The sequence below is a fragment of the Duganella alba genome (assembly GCF_009674495.1).
GTDB lineage: Bacteria > Pseudomonadota > Gammaproteobacteria > Burkholderiales > Burkholderiaceae_D > Rugamonas > Rugamonas alba.
Window position 1 is genome coordinate 65,721 of record NZ_WKJN01000010.1, and the last position, 16,467, is coordinate 82,187.

General features: G+C 65.0%; 17 protein-coding genes. 8 read left to right on the top strand and 9 right to left on the bottom strand.

Going from position 1 to position 16,467, the window contains the following annotated elements; all coding sequences use genetic code 11:
- Positions 1–72 precede the first annotated feature (72 nt).
- Positions 73–333, top strand: coding sequence for a hypothetical protein (locus tag GJ695_RS12240; RefSeq protein ID WP_154365070.1), 261 nt, complete (start codon positions 73–75; stop codon positions 331–333).
- Between the two features lie 4 nt (positions 334–337).
- Here GJ695_RS12240 and GJ695_RS12245 read toward each other — a convergent pair whose 3' ends face one another.
- Genes GJ695_RS12245 through purM form a run of 4 tightly spaced genes read right to left on the bottom strand, consistent with a single transcriptional unit; the run spans position 338 to position 3,019 of the window.
- A complete protein-coding gene (locus tag GJ695_RS12245) occupies positions 338–1,537 on the bottom strand; it encodes an alkaline phosphatase family protein (RefSeq protein WP_154365072.1) in 1,200 nt (399 codons plus the stop codon).
- 44 nt (positions 1,538–1,581) lie between these two features.
- Complete coding sequence (locus GJ695_RS29615) at positions 1,582–1,740, bottom strand: hypothetical protein (protein ID WP_166455124.1); 159 nt, start codon at positions 1,738–1,740, stop codon at positions 1,582–1,584.
- Complete coding sequence (locus GJ695_RS12250) at positions 1,701–1,967, bottom strand: nucleotidyltransferase domain-containing protein (protein ID WP_308492684.1); 267 nt, start codon at positions 1,965–1,967, stop codon at positions 1,701–1,703. The genes GJ695_RS29615 and GJ695_RS12250 overlap by 40 nt, the downstream gene beginning before the upstream one ends.
- An 8-nt stretch (positions 1,968–1,975) precedes the next feature.
- A complete protein-coding gene (purM, locus tag GJ695_RS12255) occupies positions 1,976–3,019 on the bottom strand; it encodes a phosphoribosylformylglycinamidine cyclo-ligase (RefSeq protein ID WP_154365074.1) in 1,044 nt (347 codons plus the stop codon).
- Positions 3,020–3,189: 170 nt separating this feature from the next.
- On the opposite strand from purM, the gene GJ695_RS12260 reads away from it, so the two are divergent.
- The 7 genes from GJ695_RS12260 (at position 3,190) to tkt (ending at position 10,720) form a co-directional block, all read left to right on the top strand.
- The gene (locus GJ695_RS12260) at positions 3,190–4,275 is read left to right on the top strand and encodes an AI-2E family transporter (RefSeq protein ID WP_154365076.1); all 1,086 of its coding nucleotides are present in this window, start codon (positions 3,190–3,192) and stop codon (positions 4,273–4,275) included.
- Positions 4,276–4,320: 45 nt separating this feature from the next.
- Entirely contained in the window at positions 4,321–5,007 is a 687-nt protein-coding gene (gene hda, locus GJ695_RS12265; RefSeq protein ID WP_154365078.1) for a DnaA regulatory inactivator Hda, read from the top strand.
- Positions 5,007–5,678, top strand: a complete 672-nt coding sequence (locus GJ695_RS12270; protein ID WP_154365302.1) for a histidinol-phosphatase — start codon at positions 5,007–5,009, stop codon at positions 5,676–5,678. The genes hda and GJ695_RS12270 overlap by 1 nt, the downstream gene beginning before the upstream one ends.
- Positions 5,671–7,104, top strand: coding sequence for a polynucleotide adenylyltransferase PcnB (pcnB, locus tag GJ695_RS12275; protein WP_154365080.1), 1,434 nt, complete (start codon positions 5,671–5,673; stop codon positions 7,102–7,104). The genes GJ695_RS12270 and pcnB overlap by 8 nt, the downstream gene beginning before the upstream one ends.
- Positions 7,105–7,119: 15 nt before the next feature.
- Positions 7,120–7,659 carry a 2-amino-4-hydroxy-6-hydroxymethyldihydropteridine diphosphokinase gene (gene folK / locus GJ695_RS12280; protein WP_154365082.1) on the top strand — a complete coding sequence of 180 codons (540 nt, stop codon included), beginning with the start codon at positions 7,120–7,122 and terminating at the stop codon, positions 7,657–7,659.
- Positions 7,660–7,674: 15 nt separating this feature from the next.
- Positions 7,675–8,556 carry a 3-methyl-2-oxobutanoate hydroxymethyltransferase gene (panB, locus tag GJ695_RS12285; RefSeq protein ID WP_208023389.1) on the top strand — a complete coding sequence of 294 codons (882 nt, stop codon included), beginning with the start codon at positions 7,675–7,677 and terminating at the stop codon, positions 8,554–8,556.
- 88 nt (positions 8,557–8,644) lie between these two features.
- Positions 8,645–10,720, top strand: coding sequence for a transketolase (gene tkt / locus GJ695_RS12290; RefSeq protein WP_154365083.1), 2,076 nt, complete (start codon positions 8,645–8,647; stop codon positions 10,718–10,720).
- 130 nt (positions 10,721–10,850) lie between these two features.
- Here the strand turns inward: tkt and tal are convergent, their stop codons facing one another.
- From tal to GJ695_RS12315, 5 genes are all read right to left on the bottom strand, one after another.
- On the bottom strand, positions 10,851–11,921 hold the full coding sequence (gene tal, locus GJ695_RS12295) for a transaldolase (RefSeq protein ID WP_154365085.1): 1,071 nt from the start codon (positions 11,919–11,921) through the stop codon (positions 10,851–10,853).
- Complete coding sequence (locus GJ695_RS12300) at positions 11,918–12,601, bottom strand: HAD family hydrolase (RefSeq protein ID WP_154365087.1); 684 nt, start codon at positions 12,599–12,601, stop codon at positions 11,918–11,920. The genes tal and GJ695_RS12300 overlap by 4 nt, the downstream gene beginning before the upstream one ends.
- Positions 12,601–13,629, bottom strand: coding sequence for a phosphogluconate dehydrogenase (NAD(+)-dependent, decarboxylating) (gene gnd / locus GJ695_RS12305; protein WP_154365089.1), 1,029 nt, complete (start codon positions 13,627–13,629; stop codon positions 12,601–12,603). The genes GJ695_RS12300 and gnd overlap by 1 nt, the downstream gene beginning before the upstream one ends.
- 127 nt (positions 13,630–13,756) lie before the next feature.
- The gene (locus GJ695_RS12310) at positions 13,757–15,127 is read right to left on the bottom strand and encodes an aspartate aminotransferase family protein (protein WP_154365091.1); all 1,371 of its coding nucleotides are present in this window, start codon (positions 15,125–15,127) and stop codon (positions 13,757–13,759) included.
- Positions 15,124–16,461 (bottom strand): glutamine synthetase family protein, encoded by a 1,338-nt coding sequence (locus GJ695_RS12315; RefSeq protein ID WP_154365093.1) that lies wholly within the window; start codon positions 16,459–16,461, stop codon positions 15,124–15,126. The genes GJ695_RS12310 and GJ695_RS12315 overlap by 4 nt, the downstream gene beginning before the upstream one ends.
- Positions 16,462–16,467: the final 6 nt, after the last annotated feature.

Consider the following 16,467-nt stretch of genomic DNA (forward strand, 5'->3'; position numbering starts at 1 on the left):
ACAGCGCCTTGACCGCAACTAACAGCAGGCCGCCGGACAATGGCGGCTCACGCATTGTTATCGGGAGTTTTCATGAAAGTACTCAAGCATTGGATGCTGTGGTCGGCGCTGGCCGGCTGCGCGTTGAGCGCCTCGGCGCAGAACAGCCCGCCGCCGGACGGTCCGCCCAAAGGGCCGCCGCCGGAAGCGGTCGCCGCCTGCAAGGGCAAGGCGGAAGGCGACAAGGTGAAGTTCGCCGGCCGCCACGGCGACACCATCAGCGGCGTCTGCCACAAGATGGGCGACGTGCTCGCCGCCATGCCGGACGGCGGCCCGCCACCGCCGCCGCGTTAATCGGCTACTGCACCAGCGCCGGCAGCAGCGGCGTGAGGTCGCCGTCGGAAGGCAGCGGCGCCACATCCAGCAGGTGCATCACCAGCGGATAGACGTCGACGTTGTCGAATTCGGGCAACACCACGCCCGGCTTGAACGACGGGCCGGCGGCGATGAAGGTCGCTTCCATCTCCGGCGCCGCGTTGTCGTAGCCGTGCTTGCCACCCTTGACCTTGGCCGCGCTCTTGTCGTTGAAGACGATGCTCCAGCCCGGCTCGGCCAGGCATAGGAAGGCCGGCACGCGCGCATTGTGGCCGTAAGCCAGCCGCGCCGGAATCTCTTCCTTGCGCCAGCACTGCATGTGCTCCTGCGGTATCAGCAACGCTGCGGCCAGTTGTTCGCCGCGGCCCGGCGCTGGATTGATGGTGGCGTAGGAGCCGCTGGCGACGTCCTCATAGCTGCCTTCCGGCAGCAGGGTCTGCATGCGGATCACGCGCTCGGCGCTGACCGGCGCCATGCCGTGGTCGGAGACGATCACGATGTCGGCCTCGATGTGGCGCGCCGCCAGCCCTGCCAGCAGACGGCCGATGGCCTGGTCGACCAGCGCCACCGCCTCGGTGGTCTGGGCGGCGGCCGGGCCGAACTCGTGGCCGGCGTGGTCGACATCATCGAAATACAAGGTCATGAAGCCGAAGCGCTCCCCGGCCGGCCGGTCCAGCCACGACAGCAGCGTATCGACGCGCGCGGTTGCCGGCAACTTGCCGTCGAACTTGGGCGCCAGCGTCGGGCGCACGCCATGGATCGCCGCTTCCGAGCCGGGCCAGAACATGGTGCCGCTGCGGACGCCGTTGCGCTCGGCCGTCACCCACACCGGTTCGGCCTGGTCCCACCAGCGGCGGTCGACCACCGCTTCGCTATTGCTCATCGTAAAACGCTTGTCGGAAATGGCCGCATCGTTCATCACATTATCAACGATGCCGTGATGATCGGGCCGCATGCCGGTGACCAGCGTGTAGTGATTCGGGAACGTCACCGATGGAAACGACGGCCGCATCGCCACCGCGCGCGCACCGCCGGCCGCCAGCCGGTTCAGGTTCGGCGTGACGCCGCGTTCCAGATAATCCGGACGGAAACCGTCCATCGACACCAGGATGACAGGATGGGCCGGCTGCGCGGCCGCCGCGCCGGCGGCAAGCGCCAGCAAGAGAGCAAGTAAATTTTTCATGCCCGGCAGTATGCCAGACAGATGTGACGTCGCGATGAACCCAGTCACACGTCGCGCCACGCGCGCTGGATATTCAGGATCGCGGCATCCTGACGGGTGTAATCGGCACCAAATGTCGAAGGATCTTTGAAATACTCTTCACGAGCACGGTCCACGCAGCGCTCTATGGAAGCGGCTTTGTTAATGATGACGTCGTCGACCATATACCCGCCGTTCGCGTTCGATATCTTCGAGCAGTCCGGCGCGCGCCAGCCAGATCGAGGTCGCTGTCGGCGCGCGCTTCCCCATTAGCACGACTGCCGAACACATAGACAGCCAGCAAGCCAGGCAATTGCCTTATCAACGCTTCCACCAGCGCCTGCCTATCCATTCTTTTCTCCCAATAAAAAAAGCGGACGACGCCGGGGCGCGGTCCGCTTTTTCGGCGCATACGACAGCTTACACGACGATGGTCTGGTGCTCGTCACCCACGCGGGCGCGGATTTTGCCGATGGTGTAGACGGTTTCGCCAGCCGCTTCCAGCTGCGCAATGGCGGCTGCCGCGTTCTCCTGCGAGACGATCACGGTCATGCCGATGCCGCAGTTGAACACGCGGTGCATCTCGGCGTCAGCCACGCCGCCGTGCTGTTGCAGCCACTGGAACAGCGGCGGCATGGTCCACGATTTGCCGTCCAGCTCGGCCACCAGGCCAGGCTGCAGCACGCGCGGGATGTTTTCCACCAGACCGCCGCCGGTGATGTGCACCATGCCTTTGACTTCCAGCGACTCCATCAGCGCCAGCAGCGGCTTGACGTAGATGCGGGTCGGCTGCATCAGCACGTCGGCCAGCTTGCGGCCGTGGAAGTCGCCTTCCAGGTCCGGCTTCGACACTTCAATGATCTTGCGCACCAGCGAGTAGCCGTTCGAGTGCACGCCCGACGAGGCCAGGCCCAGCACCACGTCGCCCGGAGCGATCTTGGTGCCGTCGATGATTTTCGATTTTTCCACCGCGCCGACCGCGAAGCCGGCCAGGTCGTACTCGCCGGCCGGGTACATCGATGGCATTTCAGCGGTTTCGCCGCCGATCAGCGCGCAGCCGGCCTGTTCGCAACCCTGGGCGATGCCCTTGATGACGTCGGTGGCGATCGCCACGTCCAGCTTGCCGCAAGCGAAGTAGTCGAGGAAGAACAGCGGCTCGGCGCCCTGCACCAGGATGTCGTTGACGCTCATCGCCACCAGGTCGATGCCGACCGTGTCGTGGCGGTTCAGCTCAAACGCCAGCTTCAGCTTGGTGCCCACGCCGTCGGTGCCGGACACCAGGACCGGCTCCTTGTACTTTTTGCTGATCTCGAACATGGCGCCAAAACCGCCCAAGCCCCCCATCACGCCTTCGCGCAGGGTGCGCTTGGCAAACGGCTTGATCGCTTCGACTAAGGCGTCACCCGCGTCGATATCGACGCCGGCGTCACGGTAGGACAGGGAAACATTTGAAGTTTGGCTCATGGTGTATTTCGCAGCGGAGGCGGTAAAATAGAAGGCGGAGACCTGCTGTGTGCTATTTCCATGCCAAAATCGCATGAAAATACGCAAAATCAGCGCAACAACCCGGTCAATCCGCTATTTTATCAAAATTGCCCCGTCCAACCGCCTTTTTAACCATCGAATTCACCTTCATGCCATTTCCCCTCTCGTTAGAGCAAAAGCAAACGGCATTCTGGCTGGCGGTGTGGGCGGCATTTCTGTTCCTGTTGATTACCCTCGGCCCGGTGCTGACGCCGTTCCTGGCGGCCGCCATTTTCGCCTATGCGCTCAATCCCGGCGTCGACCGCCTGGACCGCATCCGCTTCGGCCGCCGCCTCACCATGCCGCGCGCGCTGTCGGTGACCATCGTCGTGGTGCTGTTCTTCGCCGCCCTGATCGCCATGGTGCTGATCGTGGTGCCGGTGCTGCAAAAAGAGATTCCGCTGCTGCAGGCACAGATCCCGGCCTTCCTGGCCAAAGCCAACGACCTGCTGGCGCCGCGCCTGCAAGACCTCGGCATCAAGGTGCGCGTGGACAGCGCCGGCATCAAGCAGCTGGCCGCCGAACAGATGGCCGCCAGCGGCGACGCCATCTGGGCCGCCGTCTTGAATTCCGCCCGGGTCGGCGGCACCGCCGTGCTGGGCTGGCTGGCGACGCTGACCCTGATCCCCGTGGTGCTGTTCTACCTGCTGCTGGACTGGCCGGCGATGCTGGGCCGCGTGGCCGGCTGCGTGCCGCGCCGCTACATCGTGCCGACCATGGCCATGGCGCGCGAAGTCGACCTGCTGCTGGCCCAGTACCTGCGCGGCCAGCTGCTGGTGATGCTGGTGCTGGCGATTTACTACTCGGTGGCGCTGGCGATTGCCGGCTTCGACGTCGCCCTGCCGGTCGGCATCATCACCGGCCTGCTGGTGTTCATTCCCTACCTCGGCTTCGGCCTGGGCCTGGTGCTGGCGCTGATCTCGGCGGTGCTGCAGTTCTCCGACTGGAGCGGCCTGATCGCCGTGGCCGTCATCTACGGCATCGGCCAGGTGCTGGAAGGCTTCTTCCTGACGCCGCGCCTGGTGGGCGAGCGCATCGGCCTGCATCCGCTGGCGGTGATCTTCGCCCTGCTGGCGTTCGGCCAGCTGTTCGGCTTTGTCGGCGTGCTGCTGGCGCTGCCCGCGTCGGCGGTGCTGATGGTGGCCTTCAACCACCTGCGCCGCCACTATCTGAGCAGCAGCTTCTATAATGCATGATGTGAAACAGATAAACGTTATGCAAAAGACCACAAGGCGAACGCCATGAAACAACTGGTGCTCGATTTAGGCGCGGAACCAACGCACAGCCTCGCATCGTTCGAGGTGGGACAGAATGCCGAAGCGGCAGCGCTGATGAAGCAGTTCGCCGATCGCAGCTCGCGCGAGCACTTCGCCTACCTGTGGGGCGCGGTCGGCGTCGGCAAGTCCCACCTGCTGAAAGCCCTGGCCAGCTGCGGCGCCGAGGCCGAACAGGCGCGCGCGCGCTACATCTCGCCGTTCTCGATCGAGTCCGAATTCGTCTACTCGCCGGAAGTGGACCTGTACCTGCTGGACGACTGCGAAAAGCTGTCGCCGGTGGCGCAGATCGACGCTTTCGCGCTGTTTAACGAAATCCGCGCCAACAACGCCTTCATGGTCTGCAGCGGCAACGTGGCGCCGGCCGTGCTGCCGGTGCGCGAAGACCTGCGCACGCGCATGGGCTGGGGCCTGATCTACCAGATCCACGGTCTGACCGACGACGAAAAGAGCGCCGCGCTGGCCGCCGCCGCCACCGCCCGCGGCTTGACGCTGTCGGCCGGCGTGATACCCTACCTGCTGTCGCACTTCCAGCGCGACATGCGGTCGCTGTCGACCATCCTCGACTCGCTGGACCAGTATTCCCTTGAAACCCAACGCCCGATCACTCTGCCGCTGCTGCGCGAGTGGTTGCAGGCGGAAGCGAAAGAATGATGAATCTCGCCCTTTTTGACCTCGACCACACCCTGCTGCCGATCGACTCCGACTTCGAATGGGGCCAGTTCCTGGTGCGCACCGGCGCCGTCGACGCCGTCGAATACGACCGCCGCAACAGGGAGTTCTTCGCCCAATACCAGGCCGGCACGCTCGATCCGGTAGAATACCTGGAGTTCACGCTGGGCACGCTGGCGCGCTTCCCGCGCCCGCAGCTCGACGCGATGCACGCGCAGTACATGGCCGAAGTGGTCACGCCGGCGCTGCATCCGGCCGCGCGCGCGCTGTTGAAAAAGCACGCCGACGCCGGCGACCTGGTGGCCATCGTCACCGCCACCAACCACTTCGTGACCGCGCCGATCGCCAAGGCGCTAGGCGTGGAGCACCTGATCGCGGCGATGCCGGAACTGGACGCCGACGGCAACCTGACCGGCAAGCTGCTTGGCACGCCGACCCAGGGACCGGGCAAGATCGTGCATACCAAGGCGTGGCTGGAAAAAATGGGGAAAACGCTGGAAGACTTCGACACCGTCTACTTCTACAGCGACTCGCACAACGACCTGCCGCTGATGTCCATCGTCAGCCATCCGGTGGCGACCAACCCCAACGAAAAACTGAAAACGCACGCCGCCGCGAATGGCTGGCCATTAATTGACCTATTCAATGATTAAGAAACTGATCCGCAAAATCCTCGGCACCAAGAGTAAAGCGGCACGCGACACGAACACGCCGGTGGTGCTCGGGCCGGACGCCCACGGCATCGACCCGCGCCTGTTGTCGAACAACGCGGTGCGCGTCACCAGCACCCTGCAGGAAGCCGGCTACGAAGCCTTCGTGGTCGGCGGCGCCGTGCGCGACCTGCTGCTGGGCGTCAAACCGAAAGACTTCGACATCGCCACCAACGCCACGCCGGAGCAGGTCAAGCGCCTGTTCCGCCGCGCCTTCATCATCGGCAAGCGCTTCCAGATCGTCCACGTGATGTTCGGCCAGGACCTGCTGGAGGTGACCACCTTCCGCGGCACCACCTCGGCCAACGCGCCGAAGGATGAACATGGCCGCGTCCTGCGCGACAACACCTTCGGCTCGCAGGCGGAAGACGCGGAACGCCGCGACTTCACCATCAACGCCATGTACTACAACCCGGCCAACCAGCAGGTGCTGGACTACCACGGCGGCATCGAGGACATCCGCGCGAAAACGCTGCGCATCATCGGCGTGCCGGAAGCGCGCTACCGCGAAGACCCGGTGCGCATGCTGCGCGTGGTGCGCTTCGCCGCCAAGCTGAAATTCTCGATCGAGCCGGAAACCGGCGCGCCGATCAAGGTGATGGCGCCGCTGATCAACAACGTGCCGGCCGCGCGCGTGTTCGACGAAATGCTCAAGCTCTTGATGAGCGGCCACGCGCTGGCCTGCCTGCAGCAACTGCGCAAGGAAGGCCTGCATCACGGCCTGCTGCCGTTGCTGGACGTGGTGCTGGAACAGCCGCTGGGCGTCAAGTTCGTGACGCTGGCGCTGGATTCGACCGACGCCCGCATCCACGCCGGCAAGACCGTGTCGCCGGGCTTCCTGTTCGCATCGCTGCTGTGGCACCAGGTGCTGGAAAAGTGGACCGCCTACCGCGCATCCGGCGAACAAACCATCCCGGCGCTGCACCTGGCGGCCGACGATGTGCTCGATTCGCAGACCGAGAAGCTGGCCTTGCAGCGCAAGATCGGCACCGACATGCGCGACATCTGGTCGATGCAACCGCGCTTCGAGCGCCGCACCGGCAAGGCGCCGCACAAGCTGCTGGAACACCTGCGCTTCCGCGCCGGCTATGACTTCCTGCTGCTGCGCTGCGCCTCCGGCGAAATCGACGCTGAAATCGGCGACTGGTGGACCGCGTTCTACGAGGGCGATGAAATCACCCGCGAAGAGCTGATCGCATCGGTGGGCCGTCCTGTCGGCGGCGGTGGCGGCAACAGCGGCGGCGAAGGCGGCTCCGGCACCGGCGGCGCCAAGCGCAAGCGCGGCCCGCGTCGCGGCGGCCGTAACCGCAGCGGCCGTGGCGAAGGCGCCGACAGCCCGGCTCCCGCCCACGATGGCGGCCCGGACTAAGCTTCACACCGCATCATGAAAACCGCAATCAGCGCCGGCGTCGGACCGGCAACGCTGCAGGACGACAAGGCGCCATTCGCCTTCACCATCGCCTACATCGGCATCGGCGCCAACCTGGGCGAGGCCCGCGCCAACGTGCTCGATGCGCTGGAACGCCTGCAACGCCAGCCCGGCTGCACGCTGATGACGGCGTCGGGCCTGTACCGCACCGCGCCGATCGACTCCAGCGGCGACGACTACATCAACGCCGTCGCCCGCATCGCCACCACGCTGGACGCCGAAGCCCTGCTGCAGGCGCTGCACGCCATCGAACAGGCGCACGGCCGCGAACGGCCTTACCGCAACGCCCCGCGCACGCTGGACCTCGACCTGCTGCTGTACGGCGATTCCATCATCGACAGCGCCACGCTGACGGTGCCACATCCCCGCATGACCGAGCGCGCCTTCGTGCTGGTGCCGCTACTGGAGATCGCGCCGTCCATCCATATACCCGGCCACGGTCCGGCGGCGCAATACGCGGCCGGCGTGGCGGACCAGGGCATCCGCCCGATTTAAAGTAAAGGATTTATCATGTCTGGATACCTGCAAGGAAACGAACTGGCCGCGGGCCAAAAGCCTGCCGACGCCACCGCACCTGCACCGGCCCCCGCCAAGGCGGCCAACAAGGCCGTCACGGTCAACACGCTGCAAGCGCTGCACGCCGCGCGCGAGAAGATCACCATGCTGACCTGCTACGACGCCAGCTTCGCCTCGCTGATGGACCGCTGCGGCGTCGAGATCCTGCTGATCGGCGATTCGCTGGGCATGGTCTGCGCCGGCTACACCTCGACCCTGCCGGTCACCGTCAACGACATCGCCTACCACACCGCCTCCGTGGCGCGCGGCACGAAGTCGGCGATGATCGTCGCCGACCTGCCGTTCGGCGCCTACGGCACGCCGGAAACCGCCTACGCCAACGCCGTGCAGGTGATGCAGGCCGGCGCTCACATGATCAAGATCGAAGGCGGCGCCTGGCTGGCCGACACCGTCAAGTTCCTGACCGACCGCGCGATTCCGGTCTGCGCCCACCTCGGCCTGACGCCGCAATCGGTGCACCAGCTGGGCGGCTACAAGGTGCAGGGCAAGACCACCGAAAGCGCCGACCTGCTGAAAACCGACTGCCTGAAGATGCAGGCCGCCGGCGCCTCGCTGGTGGTGCTGGAGGCGATTCCTTCGGCGCTGGGCAAGGAAGTCACCGAGCTGCTGTCGATTCCCACCATCGGCATCGGCGCGGGTCCGGACTGCTCCGGCCAGGTGCTGGTGATGCACGATCTGCTGGGCGTTTTCCCAGGCCGCAAGGCGCGCTTCGTGAAGAACTTCATGGACGGCCAGACCAGCATCGACGCTGCCATCACCGCCTACGTCAGCGCCGTCAAGGACGGCAGCTTCCCGGCGCTGGAACACTGCTTCTAGGAAGCTGACTTGCTAAGTGGCGTGCCGCACAGAGCGGCGCGCCCACCGGCGCTACTGTTGTGAGAGACTTCCCTTGAAGGACTCACGCATGAACTCCAGCGATCAACGCAATATCGACACCCTGCGTTTCCTCAGTGTCGACATGGTACAAAAAGCCAACAGCGGCCATCCCGGCCTGCCGCTTGGCGCCGCGCCCATGGCCTATGTGCTGTGGACGCGCTTCCTCAAACACCATCCCGCCAATCCGCACTGGTTCGACCGCGACCGCTTCGTGCTGTCGGCCGGCCACGGCTCGGCGCTGCTTTACAGCCTGCTGCACCTGAGCGGCTACGAGCTGCCGCTGGAGCAGCTGCAGCAATTCCGCCAGTGGGACAGCATCACGCCCGGCCATCCGGAACGCGGCGTCACGCCCGGCGTGGAAGTGACCACCGGGCCGCTGGGCCAGGGCTTCGCCAACGGTGTCGGCATGGCCATCGCCGAAGCCAGCCTGGCGGCGCGCTATAACCGTCCCGGACACAATGTGATCGACCACCACACCTACGGCATCGTCAGCGACGGCGACCTGATGGAAGGCGTGGCGTCGGAAGCGGCGTCGCTGGCCGGCCACCTGAAGCTGGGCAAGCTGATTTACCTGTATGACGACAATCAGGTCACGCTGTCGGCCGGCGCCGACATGACCTTCAGCGAGGACCGCGCCGCGCGCTTTGCCGCCTACGGCTGGCATACGCAGACGGTGGACGACGCCAACAACATCGAGGCCATCGAACAGGCGCTGGCCACCGCGCGCGCCGAGGTGCACAAGCCGTCGCTGATCCTGGTGCGCAGCCATCTGGGCTATGGCTCGCCAAATAAACAGGACAAGATCGACGCCCACGGCTCGCCGCTGGGCGCCGACGAAGTGGCATTGACCAAGCGTGCGCTGGGCTGGCCGGAACAGCCGGCCTTCCTGATTCCCGAGGAAGCGCGCATGGCCTATGCGACGGCCGGTGCGCGCGGCGGCCACAGCGAAGCCGAATGGCGCGACCGCATGGACGCCTATGCGCAGGCCTTCCCGGAACTGGCGCAGGAACTGCATCAGCTGATGGAAGGCGGCACCAGCGGCCTGCCTGCAGGCTGGGATGCCGACATTCCCGTGTTCCCGGCCGACGCCAAGGGCGTGGCGACACGCACCGCCGCCGGCAAGGTGGCCAACGCCATCGCCGCCAAACTGCCGGCGCTGATCGGCGGTTCGGCCGACCTGGACCCGTCCACCTTCACCGCGCTGACCGGCTTCGGCGACTTCCAGCCGGACAGCCCACCCGGCGCCGAGGAAGCCGGCGACCGCCAGGGTTCGAATGGCGGCGGCTGGAGCCGCGCCGGCCGCAATATCCACTTCGGTGTGCGCGAGCATGCGATGGCGGCCATCAGCAACGGCCTGGCCGCGCACGGCGGCGCGCTGCCGTTCACCGCCACCTTCCTGGTGTTTGCCGATTATCTGCGGCCTGCCATGCGCCTGTCGGCCATGATGGGATTGCAGGTGGTGTATGTGTTCACGCACGACAGCATCGCCCTGGGCGAAGATGGCGCGACGCACCAGCCGATCGAACATCTGGCCAGCATGCGCGCCATGCCGGGACTGGTGGTGATCCGGCCGGCCGATGCCAACGAAACGGCGGCAGCATGGCGGGTTGCCGTTCAATCGGCCGGCCAGCCGGTGGTGCTGGTGCTGACGCGCCAGCATCTGCCTACGCTGGACCGAGCCAAATTCGCGCCGGCCGACGGCTTGCAGCGCGGCGCCTACGTGCTGAGCGAAGCGGAAGGCGGCGAAGCGCAGATCGTGCTGATCGCCACTGGTTCCGAGGTACACCTGGCGCTGGAAGCGCAAGCCAAGCTACATGCGGACAATGTGCGTGCACGCGTGGTATCGATGCCGAGCTGGGAGTTGTTCGACCAGCAGTCGCAGGAATATCGCGACCAGGTGCTGCCGCCAGCGCTGACCGCGCGGCTGGCGATTGAAGCCGGCGCCACGCAAGGCTGGCATCGCTACGTCGGCACGCGCGGCGACGTGCTGGGCATCGACCGTTTCGGCGCCTCGGCGCCGGGCGAGCGCGTACTGCGCGAGTACGGCTTCAGCGTGGAGAACGTCTGCCTGCTGGCCCACGCAGTCCTGGCCCGCAACGCATAGTCCCCGTCGTTCCGCATCGGCGACCGCCGCGCCGGCGGGAATCTATGCTTCGCCGCCGCAGATGCAAAGCATGGACCGCATCGGCGGACCGTGCCGCCTACGCGGCGGTCCGCTGATGCGGAATGACGGCTCAGGCTTTACCTTTTTCCGCAATCACATCCAGCAACTGCTTCCACGACTTGCTGAACGCCTCCGCGCCCTCGGTCTGAAGCTGCGCCGCCAGCGCCCCAACATCAATCCCCGCCTCGCCAAACTGCTTCAATACCCTCTCCGCATCCCCACCTTCCGGCGGCATGCTGCCATTCACGACACCATGGTCCGCAAACGCCAGCAACGTCTTCTCCGGCACCGTGTTAATGGTATGCGGCGCCGTCAACGACTCCACATACAAAACATCCGACGCCGCCGGATCCTTGGTCCCGGTACTCGCCCACAACAAGCGCTGCGGCAAGGCGCCCGCCTCCGCCAGCTTGCGCCACTTCGGCGACGCCAGCAGCTCGCGGTACGCCGCATATGTGTGCCGCGCCACCGCAATCCCCAGCTTGTTCTTCAACTCCGCCGGCACCTTGTCCTTGACCGCCGTATCCCAACGGCTGACGAACAACGACGCCACCGACGCCACTTTCGGATCAAGACCAGCATCAACGCGCCGCTGCACGCCACGCAGATAAGCCTCCTCCGCCGCCAGGTACTGCTCGCGCGAGAACAGCAGCGTCACGTTGACCGGAATGCCCGCAAAGATAGCCTCCTCAATCGCCTTCACGCCCTCCGCGGTGCCCGGAATCTTGATGAACGCATTCGGCCGCTGCAAACGTTCGTGCAACGCCCGCGCCTCGCGCAACGTGCCCTCTGCGTCATGCACCAGCAATGGCGACACCTCCATCGACACCCAGCCGTCCATACCCTGTGACGACTGATGCATCGGCAGGAACAGATCAGCCGCGTTTTGCAGATCCTCCAGCGCCAGCTCCAGGAACAGCTGTTCGCCCTTCACGCCAGCCGTAGTCCTGCTGCGTATCGCCTCGTCGTAAAAATCAGCGCCATGAATGGCCGCCTCGAAGATGCTGGGATTGGACGTCAGCCCGGCGATCTCGTAATCATCAATGTACTTCTTCAGCGTGCCGCTGGTGAGCAGCCCGCGCGTGATATTGTCCAGCCAAAGGGCTTGCCCCAGCTGGCGCAGATGCAATGCAGGATTCATGACGATGTCTCCTTTTCAAGGCCGGCAAACGCCGGCAAATCATAGTTCAACAAGTCCGCGATGCGATCGACCGCAAGATCCGGCGTGGTATAACCGGCGACATCCGGCGCGACGGCATAATGTCCCTGACGCGGAAACACAGTGGTCAAGCGGTCGCCCCAGCCCTGCTTCATGGAAGCCAGAATACGCACCTTATCGTCGATCATGACGTAGCGGCGCGCCGGATAGGCACGCTCGATGTGCTCCAGCATGGTCTCCTTGTGGATGTAGATCAGCACATTGCCTTCCACCGCATCCCACAGGCCCGAATACTCCACCTTACGCGGCTGGAACACCACGTCGCCATCCGACAGGATCACCACCTTGCCCCACTGCCGCAGATGCTTGATGACGTCCAGCGCGCCGGGATACAGCCGATCCGCAAAGCGGTAGTTCATCAGCCAGCCCGCCATCAGCAGCAGCTTGGGATCGTTCATGGCGTCGATGCGGTAGCGCTGCAACGCGCCCAGGTAATCGGCATAGCCGAGTTGCGCGAACAGCTCCGTGTAGATGCTCCAGTAACGGTCGCGCGCCTCGGCGCCGAATTCCTTTTCCAGATGCTCACGCAAATCGCTCTGGACACGGTCGTTGTCCAGCAGCGTGTTGTCGCAATCAACCAGAAAGACGATATCGTCAGGCATCACGCATTCCCTGTCTTGTGCGGCTTCTCGGCGTGGCCGCCAAAACCGGCGCGCATCGCCGACAGCACCTTGCCGGCGAATTCCGCATTGCCGCGCGAGCTGAATCGCTCGAACAGGGCGTTGCTCAGTACAGGCACCGGCACGCCTTCATCGATGGCGGCGGCGATGGTCCAGCGGCCTTCGCCCGAATCGGACACGCGGCCGGCGTAGGCCTCCAGATGTGGGTCCTGGAGCAGCGCGTCGGCGGTCAGGTCCAGCAGCCAGGAGCTGATCACGCTGCCGCGTCGCCATAGCTCGCTGATCTCGCCCAGGTCCAGGTCATACTGGTAATGCTCCGGATGGCGCAGCGGCGTGGTCTCGGCATCGACTTCCTGTTCCTGCTTGCCGATGTTCGCATGACGCAGAATATTGAGTCCCTCCGCATAGGCGGCCATGATGCCGTACTCGATGCCGTTGTGGACCATCTTGACGAAGTGGCCGGCGCCATTCGGACCGCAATGCAGGAAGCCCTGTTCGGCGCTGCTGCCCGGCTTGTCGCGGCCCGGCGTCGGCGTTGCCGCATCGTGGCCCGGCGCCAGCGTGGAGAAAATCGGCTCCAGATGCTTGACCACATCCGGCTCGCCGCCGATCATCAGGCAGTAGCCGCGCGTCAGGCCATGCGTGCCGCCGCTGGTGCCGACGTCGACGTAATGCAGCTGCTGTTCCTTCAGTTGCGCGCTGCGACGAATATCGTCGTGGTAATGCGAATTGCCGCCGTCGATGATGATGTCGCCCGGCGACAGCAACGGCTTCAGGATATCCAGCGTGGAGTCGACCGCGCCGGCCGGCACCATCAGCCACAGCACGCGCGGCGTCTCCAGCTTGGAGACCAGATCCTCCAGCGACGACGCGCCGGTGACTCCTTCGCGCAGCACGGCGTTCACCGTCTCCGCATGACGCGCATAGGCCACGCTGTGGTGCCCCGCCGCCGCCAGACGCCAAACCATATTGGCGCCCATGCGCCCCAGTCCTATCATTCCGATCTGCATAAAGATCCTTCACGTTGTCCAGGTTCGATGGGCGTGCAGGTCTCAAGCCTGCACGCGCTACTGCCAGCTTAGGCTTCGGTAAAAATGAATTCGGTTAGATGGAGCACATAGCGGCGCCACCAGCCTATCAGATTTGTATCTGGATTGTGTCAGCGAGGAAGCTGGAGAACGCCGACAGCAGGCGCGCGACGTCATCGGCGGTCGTGGCGGGGCAGACCAGCAGCATATTATGGAAGGGCGTGATCAGCAGTCCGCGATTGAGCAAATAGAGATGGATGGCCTGTTCCAGTTCGCCGTCCATGATGGCCTGCGCTTCGCTGCCGTTGCGCGGCGGCGTGGCCGCAAACTGGAATTCGGTCCGCGCGCCAACCTGCGTTACGCACCAGGGTAGCCGATGCCGCGCGATGATGTCGCGCAGCCCATCGGCCAGCTGCGACGCCAGCGCAAACATGTGCTGATAGGCCAGCTCCGTCATCACCTGCTCCAGATTGGCGCGCATCGCCGCCATGGCGAACATATTGGCGCTGAGCGTGGTGCCGATACCGGAATGCCCCGGCGGCGCGCTGCGCTTGGCATGTTCCACCCGACGCGCCAGTTCTTCAGTGAATCCATACACCGCGCAGGGAATACCGCCGCCGACCGGCTTGCCGACCACCAGCGCATCCGGCTGCATGCCATGCGCGCGGGCATAGCCCCCGGGACCGCTGCTGATGGTATGCGTTTCATCGATGACCAGCAATGCGCCATGCTGCTTGATCAGCTGCTGCGCGGCTTCCCAGTAGCCCTGCTGCGGCAGCACCATGCCGACATTGGTCATCACCGGCTCCGCCAGCACGCAGGCGATGTCGCCCTGCGCCAGCGCGGCCTCCAGCGCCGGCAGATCGTTGAACTCCACTACCACCGTGTGATCGGTCAGCTTGTGCACCTGGCCGAGCAGACTGTCGCGCTGCGCCGGCACGCCGTTCACCAGATCGACAAACACGTCATCCACCGTACCGTGATAGCAGCCATTGAACACCAACACCCTGCTGCGACCCGTCGCCGCGCGCAGCCAGCGCAGCACGAAGCGGTTGGCATCGGAAGCGGACAAAGCGAACTGCCAGTATGGCAGGCCGAAACGGCGCGCCAGCTCCGCCGCCACCGGCCCCGCATCTTCCGACGGCAGCATGGCCGTGTAGCCACGCGCGGACTGGCGCGCGATGGCCTGCGCCACCGGCTGCGGCGCGTGACCGAACATGGCGCCGGTATCGCCCAGGCAGAAGTCCACGTATTCATGGCCATCCGCATCGCGGAAGCGTGCGCCGGATGCCTCTCTCACCGTCAGTGGAAACGGCGTGGACCAATCGTTCATCCAGTGCATCGGCACACCGAACAGCAGATGCTGCGCCGCCTGTCCCGCCAGCCGCGCCGATTCCGGATTGCGCGCGGCATAGTCGGCACGTTCGGCAGCGATCAGCGCCTGCACGCGTTGCCAGTCGAGGCCATCGCGCGTGCTCATACCAGCAACATCAAATGCTCGCGTTCCCACGAGCTGATAACGCGGCTGTAGGTGGCGAACTCCAGTTCCTTCACCTCGCAGAACGCCTGCACGAACAACTCGCCCAGCATCTCGCTCAGCGGCTTGCACTCGCGCAGACGCACGATGGCGTCCTCCAGATTGCGCGGCAGCTGGTCGTGCACATGCTCGGCGCTGCCGGATGTCGGCGCCGAAGGCTTGAGGCCTTGCGTCATGCCCAGATAGCCGCAGGCCAGCGTGGCCGCCATCGCCAGATAAGGATTCACGTCCACGCCCGGTACGCGATTCTCCACCCGTCGGTTGACCGGCGCGGAATTGGGAACGCGGATGCCGCAGGTGCGGTTGTCGTAGCCCCAGTGCACATTGGTCGGCGCCGACATGAAGCGCGACAGGCGGCGATACGAATTCACATGCGGCGCAAACAGCAGCATGGCCGGCGCCAGATACTTTTCCAGCCCGGCGATATAGTTGAAGAACAGATCGCTGGCATCGCCGTCCAGCCGTGAAAAGATATTCTGGCCGGATGTCGTATCCAGCACGCTCTGGTGAATGTGCATCGCGCTGCCCGGCTCTGTCTCCATCGGCTTGGCCATGAAGGTGGCGAAGATCCCGTGACGCAGCGCCGTCTCGCGCACCGCGCGCTTGAACAGGAATACGCGGTCGGCCAGTTCCAGCGCCTCGCCGTGCGTGAAGTTGATCTCCATCTGCCCCGCGCCCGCCTCGTGGATCAGCGTTTCCACGCCCAGGTCGTGCTGCTTGCAGAAGGTCGACAGCTCAAGGAAGAAGGGATCGAAGTCGTTCACCGCGTCGATGGAATACGATTGCCGGCCTGACTCCGGCTTGCCGCTGCGGCCCAGCGGCGGCGCCAGCGGCTCGTGCGGATTGCTGCTGCGGGCGACCAGGTAGAACTCCATTTCCGGCGCCACATCCGGCTGCCAGCCGCGATCCTCATACATCCGCAGCACCTTGCGCAGCACGGCGCGCGGCGACAGCCCCACCGGCGTGCCGTCGAAGTTCTGGCAATCGTGAATCACCAGCGCGACATTCTCCGCCGCCCAGGGCACTTGCCGCAGCGTCGCCAGGTCCGGCACGCAGATCATGTCCGGATCGGTGGCGCCGACGTAGGGCAGGTTGTTGGGCTGCTCGCCGTTGACGGTATTCAGCAACACGCTCTTGGGCAGGCGCATCTCGCCTTCGCTGAGGAACAGATCCTTGGGCAGGATTTTCCCGCGCGCGATGCCGGTCATGTCGGCGATGACGCACTCCACTTCGTGGATATTGCGCTCGCGGAGAAAGTCTTTCATGGCCTGGCTCATCGCGTG

Excerpts from the sequence above, each read along its gene's own strand:
- GJ695_RS12260 (WP_154365076.1), top strand. The coding sequence starts at position 3,190 with ATGCCATTTCCCCTCTCGTTAGAGCAAAAGCAAACGGCATTCTGGCTG.
- hda (WP_154365078.1), top strand. The coding sequence starts at position 4,321 with ATGAAACAACTGGTGCTCGATTTAGGCGCGGAACCAACGCACAGCCTC.
- purM (WP_154365074.1), bottom strand. The coding sequence starts at position 3,019 with ATGAGCCAAACTTCAAATGTTTCCCTGTCCTACCGTGACGCCGGCGTC.
- GJ695_RS12250 (WP_308492684.1), bottom strand. The coding sequence starts at position 1,967 with ATGCGCCGAAAAAGCGGACCGCGCCCCGGCGTCGTCCGCTTTTTTTAT.
- GJ695_RS12270 (WP_154365302.1), top strand. The coding sequence starts at position 5,007 with ATGAATCTCGCCCTTTTTGACCTCGACCACACCCTGCTGCCGATCGAC.
- tal (WP_154365085.1), bottom strand. The coding sequence starts at position 11,921 with ATGAATCCTGCATTGCATCTGCGCCAGCTGGGGCAAGCCCTTTGGCTG.
- GJ695_RS12310 (WP_154365091.1), bottom strand. The coding sequence starts at position 15,127 with ATGAGCACGCGCGATGGCCTCGACTGGCAACGCGTGCAGGCGCTGATC.
- GJ695_RS12300 (WP_154365087.1), bottom strand. The coding sequence starts at position 12,601 with ATGCCTGACGATATCGTCTTTCTGGTTGATTGCGACAACACGCTGCTG.
- GJ695_RS12315 (WP_154365093.1), bottom strand. The coding sequence starts at position 16,461 with ATGAGCCAGGCCATGAAAGACTTTCTCCGCGAGCGCAATATCCACGAA.
- pcnB (WP_154365080.1), top strand. The coding sequence starts at position 5,671 with ATGATTAAGAAACTGATCCGCAAAATCCTCGGCACCAAGAGTAAAGCG.
- GJ695_RS29615 (WP_166455124.1), bottom strand. The coding sequence starts at position 1,740 with ATGGTCGACGACGTCATCATTAACAAAGCCGCTTCCATAGAGCGCTGC.
- folK (WP_154365082.1), top strand. The coding sequence starts at position 7,120 with ATGAAAACCGCAATCAGCGCCGGCGTCGGACCGGCAACGCTGCAGGAC.
- GJ695_RS12240 (WP_154365070.1), top strand. The coding sequence starts at position 73 with ATGAAAGTACTCAAGCATTGGATGCTGTGGTCGGCGCTGGCCGGCTGC.
- gnd (WP_154365089.1), bottom strand. The coding sequence starts at position 13,629 with ATGCAGATCGGAATGATAGGACTGGGGCGCATGGGCGCCAATATGGTT.
- tkt (WP_154365083.1), top strand. The coding sequence starts at position 8,645 with ATGAACTCCAGCGATCAACGCAATATCGACACCCTGCGTTTCCTCAGT.
- panB (WP_208023389.1), top strand. The coding sequence starts at position 7,675 with ATGTCTGGATACCTGCAAGGAAACGAACTGGCCGCGGGCCAAAAGCCT.
- GJ695_RS12245 (WP_154365072.1), bottom strand. The coding sequence starts at position 1,537 with ATGAAAAATTTACTTGCTCTCTTGCTGGCGCTTGCCGCCGGCGCGGCG.